9 protein-coding genes and 1 pseudogene are annotated in these 11980 nt (G+C 68.5%); 8 read left to right on the top strand and 2 right to left on the bottom strand.

Annotated elements, in window-relative coordinates:
• Window positions 1-37: 37 nt before the first annotated feature.
• Complete coding sequence (locus AC1DEY_RS21935) at window positions 38-493, bottom strand: hypothetical protein (RefSeq protein WP_476869831.1); 456 nt, start codon at window positions 491-493, stop codon at window positions 38-40.
• Window positions 494-779: 286 nt separating this feature from the next.
• On the opposite strand from AC1DEY_RS21935, the gene AC1DEY_RS21930 reads away from it, so the two are divergent.
• On the top strand, window positions 780-1556 hold the full coding sequence (locus tag AC1DEY_RS21930) for a MerR family transcriptional regulator (protein WP_476869830.1): 777 nt from the start codon (window positions 780-782) through the stop codon (window positions 1554-1556).
• Window positions 1557-1758: 202 nt separating this feature from the next.
• Entirely contained in the window at window positions 1759-3408 is a 1650-nt protein-coding gene (locus tag AC1DEY_RS21925; RefSeq protein ID WP_476869829.1) for a DUF7059 domain-containing protein, read from the top strand.
• 21 nt (window positions 3409-3429) lie between these two features.
• On the opposite strand, the pseudogene AC1DEY_RS21920 reads toward AC1DEY_RS21925, so the two are convergent.
• Window positions 3430-4557: pseudogene (locus AC1DEY_RS21920) on the bottom strand (MFS transporter); the annotation flags it as partial.
• Window positions 4558-4771: 214 nt separating this feature from the next.
• On the opposite strand from AC1DEY_RS21920, the gene AC1DEY_RS21915 reads away from it, so the two are divergent.
• The 6 genes from AC1DEY_RS21915 to AC1DEY_RS21890 all read left to right on the top strand — a co-directional run bounded on the left by AC1DEY_RS21915 (window position 4772) and on the right by AC1DEY_RS21890 (window position 11938).
• The gene (locus tag AC1DEY_RS21915) at window positions 4772-5482 is read left to right on the top strand and encodes an ArsR/SmtB family transcription factor (RefSeq protein WP_476869828.1); all 711 of its coding nucleotides are present in this window, start codon (window positions 4772-4774) and stop codon (window positions 5480-5482) included.
• Between the two features lie 193 nt (window positions 5483-5675).
• Window positions 5676-8414 (top strand): type I DNA topoisomerase, encoded by a 2739-nt coding sequence (gene topA, locus AC1DEY_RS21910; RefSeq protein ID WP_476869827.1) that lies wholly within the window; start codon window positions 5676-5678, stop codon window positions 8412-8414.
• Between the two features lie 117 nt (window positions 8415-8531).
• A complete protein-coding gene (locus tag AC1DEY_RS21905) occupies window positions 8532-9014 on the top strand; it encodes an SseB family protein (RefSeq protein WP_476869826.1) in 483 nt (160 codons plus the stop codon).
• 96 nt (window positions 9015-9110) lie between these two features.
• Entirely contained in the window at window positions 9111-10115 is a 1005-nt protein-coding gene (locus AC1DEY_RS21900; protein ID WP_476869825.1) for a Ppx/GppA phosphatase family protein, read from the top strand.
• A 124-nt stretch (window positions 10116-10239) separates the two neighbouring features.
• Window positions 10240-10581, top strand: coding sequence for a YciI family protein (locus AC1DEY_RS21895; protein ID WP_476869824.1), 342 nt, complete (start codon window positions 10240-10242; stop codon window positions 10579-10581).
• Between the two features lie 22 nt (window positions 10582-10603).
• The gene (locus AC1DEY_RS21890; protein WP_476869823.1) at window positions 10604-11938 is read left to right on the top strand and encodes an RNA polymerase sigma factor; all 1335 of its coding nucleotides are present in this window, start codon (window positions 10604-10606) and stop codon (window positions 11936-11938) included.
• The last annotated feature ends 42 nt before the right edge of the window (window positions 11939-11980 follow it).

The raw sequence follows: 11980 nt of genomic DNA, 5'->3' as shown, positions 1-11980 counted from the left end.
GTCCGGACGCCGGTGAAGCAGGCGCTGCGGGCGGGTCTTACTCCGACGGCACCAGGTGGTAGGCGTAAATCAGAGGGGCATCCACACTGGATGTGCTGAGCCGTACCGCGCCCGCGGCCGGTACTTTGATGCGGGCAGTTTCACGGCTGCCGTTGCAGGCGGCACCTGCCTCGGCCAACTGGCTGCCGTCCAGACTGACGGCGAAAAAGGCTTTTCCGCCGCCCTCGCACGTCATGGTCAGCGTGTACGTGCCGGCGGGCACGGCGGCGGACCGGACGATCGGGTCCCGGTTCAGGATCTTGCCGGCATCCTCCAGCACCGTCCCGGGGGCCGAGGGCAGCGCAGTGGCCTTCCACGCGGGGATATCGGCGTTCTCAACAGAACCGGCTGGGGCGCAGGCCGCTGCGGCAAGCACGACGCCGACGGCGGTCGCAGCCGTGAGCGTCCGCCGGACCAGGAGGGTGGCCGGGGCGCGGAAAGAAGGGAAAATCATGCCTCCAACTTACCGTCTTGCACGCCCCCGTCCGGCCGCGCGGCCTTCCCTTGCGCCATCTCCCGCGGACCCTTGACTTTGACGCWGCGTCAAAGTTTAGAGTCGAAGGGACGGGCCGGCAGCGGCCGGTCRGCACCGGGAGAWCAGGCGCAGCAGAAACCATAGCTGAACAGCRGGACAGCAGGACAGCTGAACAGCTGAACAGCAGGACAGCAGRACAGCAGAACAACAGGAACACGCGGCCCGAGGCAGAAGACACGGCCCGAGGCATAAGAAAGGYRGAGGCATGGACTGGTCCGTTCAGCAGATCGCGAAATTAGCCGGGACCACCGGCCGGACTYTGCGTCACTACGACGACATTGGCCTGCTCAGGCCGAGCCGCACCGGGAACAACGGCTACCGGTATTACGGCCAGGAGTCGCTGGTCCGCCTGCAGCGSATCCTGCTCCTGCGCGAGATGGGRCTTGGGCTGCCGGCGATCGCGGACGTGCTCGCCAACGAGGCGGACGCGGAACGGGCACTGGACCGGCATCTGGCATGGCTSCTGCAGGAGCAGGACAGGCTGGGGCGGCAGGTTGCGTCGGTCCGGMACACCATTGAGGCATTGCAAACAGGRGGAAAGATCRTGGCAGAGGAAATGTTCGACGGTTTCGACCACACCCAGTACCGGGAAGAAGTCGAGCAGCGGTGGGGCAAGGACGCCTACGCCACGTCAGACGCCTGGTGGCGCGGCATGGACGCCGGGCAGAAGGCCGCCTGGACCGAGCGGTCGCGGGAGCTCGGCGCGGACTGGACGGCCGCGGCAGCGTCGGGCGTTCCTGCCGACAGCGCGCAGGCACAAGACCTGGCCCGGCGCCACGTCCAATGGCTCAAGGGCATCCCCGGCACCCCGGCGTCCCCCGCCGCAGGCGGGAACGCCGCCCTTGCGGACATCAAGGCGTACGTGACAGGGCTCGGTGAGATGTACGTGGCTGATCCCCGGTTCGCCGCGAACTACGGCGGTGCCGACGGCGCGGCCTTCGTCCGGGACGCCCTGAGGATCTACGCGGAAACCGARYTCTAGCCGGACCCGCACACGGTCCGGTCCAGCCCGGACCAGYACGGCCCGGGGCTGAACCCCRGACCAAGTTCCGGCCTGAACCCCGGACCAAGTTCMGGCCTGAACCCGGGACTAAACTTGTCCRGTGACTTCCTCAGCGCAAGGCCCCGCCGTGTTTCGTTCAACGCAGGCTCGTTCAACGCAGGCTCCCGCAACCCCGCCCCCAATGCCCACAGCAGGCACCCCCGATGCTCCGCGGAGCGACCTRCCGGGCCTCCTGGAGGCTCTGGCCACGGACCTGCGTGCCGTGGGCTACTCGGTGGACGGGGTTGCGGAACTGCTCGGCGAGGCTGCGCACTCGGCGCTTAGCCGGGACCAGCTCATCCCTGCGCTGATCGTCACCGGGCGCGCCTCCGGGGAGCCGACGACGGCGGCGCTCGCCGCCGTCGTGCGCCTCTGGCTCCTGGCAGAGCCGCAGCGCGCTCAGACCCTCGACGCCGCCCTCCCCGGCATCCGCACGGAGGGGTTGCTGGAACTCGGGCTCGTGGAACCGGCGGACGTGGAACCGGCGGGCCTGGACCAAGGCGGCGACCAGGACCTGTTCCAGGCGAAGGTGGACTTGAGGCCCTACGGCTGGGACCCAATCCTGGGCGAGGACGGCGCCGGCGAGGGCGGGGCGGACCTCTGGGTGGCCAGCGACCTCGCGGCCCACCAGCGCGCAGGCGTCCTTCGCCACGACCACGTCCTCGGGATCGGGCAGGCCTCCACCACCCTGGTCCAGGTCACCGCCCGCCGCCATGTTGCCAGGGCCCTTGACCTTGGCACGGGCTGCGGCATCCAGACCTTCCACCTGCTGCACCACGCGGAGCACGTGACCGCCACGGACATTTCCGAACGCGCACTGGCATTCACCCGATTCAACCTCCTGCTCAACGCCGCCGAGCTGCACCTGGACCCGGCGAACCTGAATGCCCGCGTCAGCCTCAGGCTCGGGTCCCTGCTGGAACCGGTAGCGGGCGAGGAGTTCGAGCTGGTGGTGTCTAACCCGCCGTTCGTCATCACGCCCCGCAGCCTCGGCGAGTCCGCCAGGGACCAGTTCACGTACCGCGACGGCGGCCTGCCGGGGGACGAGATTGTGTCCTCGCTGGTCCGCGCGCTGCCCTCCGTCCTTGCCCCGGGCGGAACGGCCCAGCTGTTGGGCAACTGGGAGATCACGGAGGGCTCCGGCTGGGCCGAACGGCCGCAAACCTGGGCCRGCCCCGACGCCGACGCCTGGTTCATCCAGCGCGAGCAGGTGGGCCCCGAGCAGTATGCCGAGACCTGGCTGCAGGACGCCTCGGAAAACCGTGACCGCCGGCTCTACCAGGACTCGTACGCGGCCTACCTCGATGACTTCGCCGCCCGCAATGTGGCGGGCATCGGCTTCGGCATGATCTGGCTGCGGCGGCCCGCCGACGGCGCCGGGARGGTGATTTCCCGCTTCGAGGAGATCACGTACCCGATCGAACAGCCCGTGGGCCCGCACCTSGGCGCCGCCGTCGAGCGTGCCGACTGGCTGGCCGCCCACGATCTCGACGCCGCCCACCTGCTCGTCGCGGAGGACGTCACCGAAGAGCGGCACCAGCGCCCCGGTGCGGAACAYCCCGGCGTCATCCTGCTSCGGCAGGGCGCCGGGCTSCGCCGSACCAACCTGCTCAGYACCGAGCTGGCYGGCYTSGTYTCAGCGTGCGACGGCGASCTCTCCGTCGGGCAGATCATCGGCGCCCTCGAGGCGCTGCTGGGCGGATACGAGGGGTTCGACAGCGCGGAGTTCCGCGCCGGACTCCTYGRGGAGGTCGGGAACCTGGTCCGGGACGGCTTCCTGCTGCCGGCCTGACTCGGCGGCGGACGCCCCGGCGTCCTCCCGGCCGAACCGCGGAAGGACGTACGCGGTGAGGGCGAGGGCYACCAGGACGCCGACGGCCCCGGTGAGCACGAAGCTGGCGCGTACCGGCACAAGGGCRCCCAGGAGCCCGCCCAGCGCCAGCGCGCCAATGGAGACGGCGCGCGTCATCCCGCCAACGATCGCCATCGCCTGGCCGCGGCCGCTTTCCGGAATCCGCAGGATCGCGATCGCGCCGAAGCAGGCGTTCAGGACGCCGCAGGCCGCGCCCGTCGCCGTGTAGGCCACAAAGAGCAGTTCCACGTTGGGGACCAGACCCGTGAGGACCAGGAASGCCGAGGCTCCGGTCATGGAGGCCAGCAGCACGCGCAGCCGGACCCGGGGTGTCCGGATCCTGCCGGCCATCGCCGCCCCTGCCGCCATGCCGAGGCCGAAYGCTGCGGACAGGAGCCCGTACTGCGTCTCGGTGGCGCCAAGTTCSTCGCGGGCCAGGAAAACCTCCAGCACATTGGTGGCCTCSCCGACGAYGATGAAGAACATCGCCCCCAGGACCAGGGCCCAGACCAGGCTGTCCCGGCGGATCACGCGCAGTCCGTCCAGCAGCGCGGGCTTCGCCTTGCCGGCCCGTTCGGCTGCCGTGCCGCGGCGGGTCCGGATCAGCAGGGCGCCCARCCCCATGGCCACRTAGCAGSCGCTGGCCACGGCGAACACCAGTCCGGTCCCGCCCCAGCCGCTGAGCAGGCCGCCCGCGGCGGGACCGGCCATGCCCGCAATCATGATSGTYGCCTGCATGGTCCCCATCGCCCGCGGGGTGCGGTCCTCGCCAACGATCCGCGGCAGCAGGGCCTGCCAGGTGGGGCCGGCCACGGCCTGGGCCGCGTCGAGCAGGAAAGTCATCGCAAACAGCACGGGCAGATAATTCTCCAGGTACTGCATGCCCAGCCCCATGCCGGCGACGGCGGCGGCGCTGACCGCCGAGCTGGCCGTCGCCAGGGTCCGGGAGTCCATGGTGTCGGCGAGCCGGCCGGCCCAKGGRGCCAGCAGGACCAGCGGCAGCGCCGAGCACAGCAGGTACGCGGCCACGAGCCAGGGCCCGGCGACCGGCGTTTCGCCGGCGGCGGCCGCGTTCTGCAGGTGCAGCATGACGCTGACGACGACGGCGCCCAKGCCCGCCGTCGCAACGAACCGTGCCGTGCCGGCGATCAGGAAGTCTCGGTTGCGCCAGAGCGGCYGAGCCGCKGCCGCGGGGGCYRCTGATTTATGAAGTGTCTGTTTCATAAATAGCAAGCTAGTCCTGTCCCGGAATTAATGTCAAGCATTTCTTTCATAGTTTGGCRCGGCTGGATACACTGGAGGAGTGAATGCAGAAACSCCGACGGCGGAGACCRCGGCCCCGCCGGCCACCAAGCGCCGGCATCGTCCGGAGAAGCAAGTGGAAATCACCGACCCGAAGGCGATCCGCGCCCTGGCCCACGCCGCGCGGCTGGAGGTCATTTCCGAGCTGTATTCCACCCARGTGAGCCGGACGGCGACGGAACTCGCCGCGCAGACCGGCCTGACTCCCAGTGCCATGAGCTACCACCTGCGRGCCCTGCAGAAGTGGGGCATCGTGGTTCCGGCAGCCACCGCCGGTGACGCCCGGGAGCGGCGCTGGAAGGCCGCCGGCACGGACTTCACCATCAATTCGGGCGGGGGAGTGGCGAGCCCGGAATTCGCCGTGCTGGACCTTGAGCTGGATGCCTACCGCCGGCGCGTCAACGCCTAYGCGAGGGCCCGGGACGAGCGGCGACAGCGCGGCGAAGCTGTGGACGGACCATCTTCGGTGGTGCTGGCCAGCAACCTGCTGTACCTGACCCCGGCCCAGCGCGGTGAGCTGAACGAGAGGCTCTTCGATCTGCTCAAGGACTACGAACTCGAGGACCCGGACCACGTGCCCGAGGGCGCCGAACGCATGGCCACGATGTGGTCAATGATTCCGGACGACCGCGGACCGGCCGCAACGAAACCCGCGCCCACCGCCAAGCCCTCCGTGAAGTCCTCTGTGAAGCCCACCGGCCGCACGGCCTGAGACCGGTGGCGGAGCGGCTCAAGTCCGCCGCCGGAGCGCCCATCAGGACTGCCAGACACCCAGTCGCATTTCGGCCGGAAGCCACCTTCACGGGACCGTCATTTCCGGCCGGATGCGCGGGATTCTGCAAAATATGGTGAACTAGGCGGGTATGGGCGCATCTGCCCGAGCCRCCTTTTTCTGTAGGAGCATCGTGCCAAGCAAGGCCAAAACCGGCAAGAAACTCGTGATCGTGGAGTCTCCCGCCAAGAGCAAGACCATCGCCAAGTACCTGGGCGAGGGCTTCATTGTTGAGGCCTCCATCGGTCACATCCGCGACCTTCCCCAGCCCTCGGAGCTCCCCGCGGAACTGAAGAAGACCCCGCTGGGCAAGTTCGCCGTCGACATTGAAAACGACTTCAAGCCCTATTACGTGGTCTCCTCGGACAAGAAGAAAAAGGTCGCCGAACTCAAGGCCCAGCTCAAGGACGCCGACGCTCTCTATCTCGCAACCGATGGGGACCGCGAGGGCGAGGCCATCGCGTGGCACCTGCTGGAAGTGCTCAAGCCCAAGGTTCCCGTCTACCGGATGACCTTCGGTGAAATCACCAAGGAAGCCATCCACCGCGCCATGGACAACCTGCGCGACGTCGACCAGGACCTGGTGGACGCSCAGGAAACCCGCCGCGTGCTGGACCGCCTCTACGGCTATGAAATCTCTCCGGTGCTCTGGCGCAAGGTGGCCCGCGGCCTCTCCGCCGGCCGGGTGCAGTCCGTGGTGACCCGCATGGTGGTGGACCGCGAACGTGAGCGGATGGCCTTCAAGGCCGCCTGCTACTGGGACCTGACAGGCCAGTTCGGGGCAGACTCGGGATCCTTCAAAGCCAAGCTCGCCGCCGTCGACGGCGCCAAGGTGGCCAGCGGCCGCGACTTCAACGACAACGGTGAACTGACCTCCCGGAACGTCGTCCACGTCAACGAGGAACTCGCCACAGCCCTGGCAGCCGGCCTGCAGAGCGCCGACTTCAGCGTCCGCTCCGTCGACACCAAGCCGTACACCCGCCGCCCGGCGGCGCCGTTCACCACCTCCACGCTGCAGCAGGAGGCCGGCCGCAAACTGCGCTTCTCCTCCAAGAGCACCATGCAGGTTGCCCAGCGGCTCTACGAAAACGGCTACATCACTTATATGCGTACGGACTCSTCSGCRCTGAGCRACGAGGCCGTCACSGCSGCCCGGCGCCAGGCCTCCGAGCTGTACGGCMCSGARTACGTYCCSCAGTCGCCGCGSGTCTACRSCRGMAAGGCCGCSAACGCSCAGGARGCCCACGAGGCCATCCGYCCCGCCGGYGACTCCTTCCGCACGCCCGCCCAGGTGGCCAAGCAGCTCTCCGGCGACGAGTTCCGGCTTTACGAGCTGATCTGGAAGCGCACGGTCGCCTCTCAGATGGCTGACGCCAAGGGCTCCACCGCCACCATCCGCCTGGGCGCCGTGACAGTGGGCGGCACGGCCGCCGGCCGCGACACCGAATTCTCCGCGTCCGGCACCGTCATCACCTTCCCCGGCTTCCTGGCCGCCTACGAAGAGGGCAAGGACGAAAGCCGCGGCGATGACGACTCAGAGGAAGCCCGCCGGCTGCCGAACGTGGCCAAGGGCGACGCGCTGCAGGCTTCTGACATCGTCGCCGTCGGCCACGAGACCTCGCCGCCGCCGCGCTTCACGGAAGCCTCGCTGACCGCGGAGCTGGAAAAGAAGGGCATCGGCCGTCCGTCGACCTATGCCTCCACCATCTCCACTATCCAGGACCGCGGCTACGTCCGGAAGCAGGGTTCCGCGCTGGTTCCAAGCTGGATCGCGTTCTCCGTCATCCGGCTCCTCGAGCAGCACTTCCACGACTACGTGGACTACGAGTTCACGGCGGACATGGAAGCCGACCTGGACAAGATCGCCAACGGCCAGGCGGCCGGACCCGCCTGGCTCAAGCACTTCTACTTCGGCGCGGACTCCGAGCCCGGGCTGCTCAGCATCGTGAACAACCTCGGTGAGATCGACGCGCGCGAGATCAACTCCATCCCCATCACGGACGGGATCACGCTCCGGGTCGGCAAGTTCGGCCCGTACCTGGAAAGCTCCGTCGCGACGGTGGATCCGGAGACCGGCGAAGTCGTTGAGGCGGCCCGAGCCAACGTCCCCGAGGACCTGGCCCCGGACGAACTCACCGCCGCCAAGGCCGTTGAACTCATGGAGACGGCCGCCCCGGAGGAACGCGTCCTGGGCACGGACCCGCACACCGGGCACACAGTGGTGGCCAAGAACGGCCGATACGGCGCCTACGTCACCGAGGTCATCCCGGAGATGACCGATGAACAGCTGGCCAACCAGCCTGTTGAGTACTACAAGAACGGCAAGCCGAAGCCGGCCAAGAAGCCCGTCAAGGCCAAGCCGCGCACGGGTTCCCTGTTCGCATCCATGAGCGTGGACACCATCACCCTGGACCAGGCCCTGCAGCTCATGAGCCTGCCCCGGGTGCTCGGCCAGGACGCCGAGGGCAATCCCATCACGGTGCAGAACGGCCGGTTCGGACCCTACCTGAAGAAGGGAACGGACTCCCGCTCGATCGGCTCCGAAGAGGAGATCTTCACCATCACGCTGGAGCAGGCGCTGGAGATCTACTCGCAGCCCAAACAGCGTGGCGCCCGTGCCGCCGTGCCGCCGCTGGCCGAATTCGGTCCGGACCCCGTCTCGGAGAAGAACATCGTGGTGAAGGAAGGCCGCTTCGGCCCGTACATCACCGACGGCGTCACCAACATCACCGTGCCGCGCAGCACCTCGATCGAGGAGCTGACCCGGGAACGCGCCGTCGAACTCCTGGCGGAAAAGCGGGCCAAGGGCCCGGTCAAGCGCACGACGACGGCCCGCAAGGCACCGGCGCGGAAGGCCCCGGCGAAGAAGTAGGACAGCCACACTGGAGTCGCCGGAAACGTGCGGGCCCGCCGGAAAATACCGGCGAATTCGCAGGTTTCCGGCGATTTCGCGTTTGCGGACCGGCCGCGGACGTGATCGAGTAGGAATATGACTGAACAGCCCGCACACCTGGACAACCAGCCGCTGAACGAACTCGAAGAGCAGCTTGCCCGGGGGGAGCAGCCGGACGCCAACCCGGTGGACGTGATCCTCGCCTTCCTGAACAACGAGGTCTACGTGGTCAGCTCCGACGCCCTGGAGGGCCCGGACTCCCAGGTGGAACCGCTGGTCCTCGCTAACTCCTCCGGCAAGCCGGTCCTGGCCGTGTTCTCGCACCCGAGCCGCGTCACCGAGCAGTACCTCGCCGCCGCCCCGAACGTGCTGGGCACGCAGGGCGCCGCGATCATCGGCAACCTCGGCGAAGAGCTCGGCATGGTGATCAACCCGGGAGCCGCGTACGGCTTTGAAATCGATCCGGAGGGCGTGGCCAACATCCGCCGCGACTTCAAGCCGACGGACGAGCCCGCTGACGCAGACGCTGACGCTGACGCTGCCGAGGATCGGCCGGCACAGGGCACCGGCCCGGCCTAAGCCCGAGGCCCGACGTAACCCTCGCAACGGCGGTATTCTTCGCGAATACCGCCGTTGCTGTAGGCCAGCTGCTTCCGTGGGGGGAATAATGGCAACATGCGTCTAGGCGTCCTCGACATCGGATCCAACACTGTCCATCTGTTGCTGGTCGACGCCCACCCCGGCGCCCGTCCGGTCCCCTATGCCTCGCACAAGCGGCGGCTGTCGCTCGTGCAGTACCTCGACGACGACGGCAACATCGACGACGAGGGGCAGCACGAACTCGTCGAGTTCGTCCTCGAGGCGTGGGAATTCGCGGCCAAGCACAAGGCCGACGACCTCCTCGCGTTCTGTACCTCGGCCATCCGTGAGGCCACCAACGGCGCGGATGTCCTGGCCCGGGTAAAGCATGAAACCACCGTCACCCTCCGGGAGCTCACAGGCAGCGAAGAGGCGTCCATGACGTTCTTCGCCGTCCGGCGCTGGTACGGCTGGGGCGCCGGGTCCATCCTGAACCTGGATATCGGCGGCGGCTCCTTCGAGATGGCCCTCGGACAGGACGAGCTGCCCGAGCTGGCACTGTCCGTTCCGCTCGGCGCCAGCCGGCTGACGCGGGACTGGCTGCCCGAGAATCTGCCCTCGGCCAAGAGCATCAAGGAGCTGCGCCGCTACATCCGCTCCACGCTCAAACCTGCGGTGCGCAAATTCGAGAAGCTGGGCCCGCCCAACCTTGTGGCGGGTACGTCCAAAACTTTCCGGTCCCTGGCCAGGATTGCCGGTGCCGCCCCCAGCGCCGCCGGGCCGTACGTCAAGCGGGAGCTGCTGGCCCTGGACCTGGGGCTCTGGGCGCAGCGGATCTCGGCCATGGAAATCGGGGACAGGCTCCACCTGCCCGGCGTATCGGAGGCCCGCGCGCCGCAGGTCCTGGCCGGTGCCCTCGTCGCCGAAGCGGCCCTTGAAATGTTCAAGTTCGACAGCATGGTGACCTGCCCGTGGGCCCTGCGTGAGGGACTCATCCTCCGCCGCCTGGACCAGCTGGTGTTCGAGGGGCCGCTCGATCCCGCCCCGCATGTGGCAGAGCAACCGCCGGCGCGGCTCCTGTCGCCGGACAAGACTTCCTGAGACCGCACGGGCAGCGGCGGTGTCGAGGGCGTTGTCGAGACCGTTGTCGATCCGTAGCGTCCTCGATCGTGTAAATGCTGAGAGGCCGGCACACCGCCGGCTGATCCGACAAGGAGGCACCGAAATGACGCAGTACCTGCTCAGCATTTACCAGCCGGACGGCCCCGCCCCAAGCCCGGAAATCCTCGAACCGATCATGCGTGACCTGGCGGTCCTGAACCGGGAAATGCAGGACGCGGGAGCCTGGGTGTTCGCCGCGGGACTCCACCCGGCGGAGTCGGCGACGGTTCTTAGGCCCAGCGGCGACGAGATCCTTATCACCGACGGACCCTTCACCGAGGGCAAAGAGCACCTCGGCGGATTCACCGTCATCGAGGCCGAGGACCTCGATGCGGCACTTGGCTGGGGGCGGAAGCTGGCCGGCGCCACCACGCTTCCCGTTGAAGTCCGTCCCTTCCAGCACTAGCTGCCGGGCCAAGGACGCTGCTGTGGGCGACCGGGAGGTACGTAGCGCCGCGACCGAGGCAGACATTGCCCGGGTGTTCCGGCACGAATACGGCCGCGCCGTAGCCGTCCTGACGCGCACGTTCGGCAACATCGATATTGCCGAGGACGCCGTCCAGGATGCTTTTGCTGCGGCGGTCCAGCGCTGGCCCGCCGCAGGCGTCCCGCCCAGCCCGGCCGGCTGGATCATCACCACAGCAAGGCATCGGGCGATCGACCGGCTGCGGCGGGAGGCCTCACGTGAGGATAAACAGGCCCAGGCGGCCCTGCTCGCGGCGGCGCGGACCGGGAACGGACCCGCGCCGGCCGCGGAGGAGCAATTCCTGGCGGACCAGTCAGGGGTGGAGGACGTGGACGATGACATTTTGCGGCTGATGTTCACCTGCTGCCATCCGGCGCTGGCCAGGTCGGCCCAAGTGGCCCTCACGCTCCGGCTCCTGGGTGGATTGACCACGCCGGAGATCGCCCGGGCCTTCCTGGTGCCGGAGGCAACCATGGCGCAGCGGCTGGTCCGGGCCAAGGCGAAAATCCGGGATGCGAGGATCCCGTACCGTGTCCCGCAGGGCGCCGAACTGCCCGAACGGCTGCAATCGGTGCTGGCGGTGGTGTACCTCATCTTCAACGCGGGATACACCGCGGGGCCCACGGACAGTCCGGCCCGGACGGAGCTCTGTACGGAAGCTGTCCGGCTTGGCAGGCTGCTGGCGTCCCTGATGCCGGACGAGCCGGAAGCGACGGGTCTGCTGGCACTGATGCTGCTCATTGAGTCCCGGCGCGCGGCCCGGTTCGCCCCCGACGGCGCACTGGTGCTCCTGGCGACCCAGGACCGGACGCGCTGGGACAGCACCCTGGCCGCCGAAGGCCAGGAACTGGTGCGCCGGTGCCTGCGCAGGAACCGTCCGGGGCCGTATCAGCTCCAGGCGGCCATTAACGCCGTCCACAGCGACGCCGCAACCACGGGGGACACCGACTGGGCGCAGATCCTGCAGCTGTATGACCAGCTCCTGGCCGTCGCTCCCGGACCGGTCGTGGCGCTCAACCGTGCGGTCGCCCTTGCAGAGCTGCACGGGCCGGCCGCCGCTTTGGCCGCGGTGGAGGACCTGGGACTGGAGAACTACTACCTCTTCCACGCCGTCAGCGCCGATTTCCTGGTGCGCCTGGAGCGCTTTGCCGAAGCCGCCGGCGCCTACAGTCGGGCCCTGGCGCTGGCTGGAAGCGCCGCGGAACGCCGGTTCCTGGAAGAGAAACTCCGGAGGGCAGAGTCTGGCCGGGCAGAGACCGGCGGGGCAGAGAGCGTGAACTCAGCAACACAGGGTTAAACGAGTAGCGCCGGGCGATGGGAGCAGGACTTGGGGGAACAC

This window comes from Arthrobacter sp. 05T47 (genome assembly GCF_056395825.1).
This window is presented reverse-complemented; position numbering and strand designations above follow the sequence as displayed.